General features: G+C 58.0%; 1 protein-coding gene. It reads right to left on the reverse strand.

Annotated features, from left to right (window positions below; translation table 11 throughout):
• A partial coding sequence (locus J9892_RS22680; RefSeq protein ID WP_210539096.1) for a transposase occupies positions 1 to 293 on the reverse strand: 293 nt, incomplete at both ends.

Raw genomic sequence — 293 nt, forward strand, 5'->3', positions numbered from 1 at the left:
AATCGTTGCAGCGGCGCTAGCCCGCTTTCCTTCACCTGCCGCATCCAGCTCCGCCATCGTCGCCATCCTTCCCACACGCTCGGCGCATACCAGATGCCCTTCAACGCCTCTTTCAGCACGTACACCATCGCCAGCGGTTGATTCGCTGCCAACAGCTCCTGCAACTTCACATCCTGTTTTTCACTCAGCTTCGCCCGATTACGTAGCAGCAACCAACGCGCACTTTTGACCACTTTTCGCGCCGGTTTATCGCTTTTCAGTGCATTCGCCTGCTCCACTCGCACCCGGTCCAC

Source organism: Aeromonas sp. Prich7-2 (genome assembly GCF_017939255.1).
GTDB classification, from domain to species: Bacteria; Pseudomonadota; Gammaproteobacteria; order Enterobacterales; family Aeromonadaceae; genus Aeromonas; species Aeromonas caviae.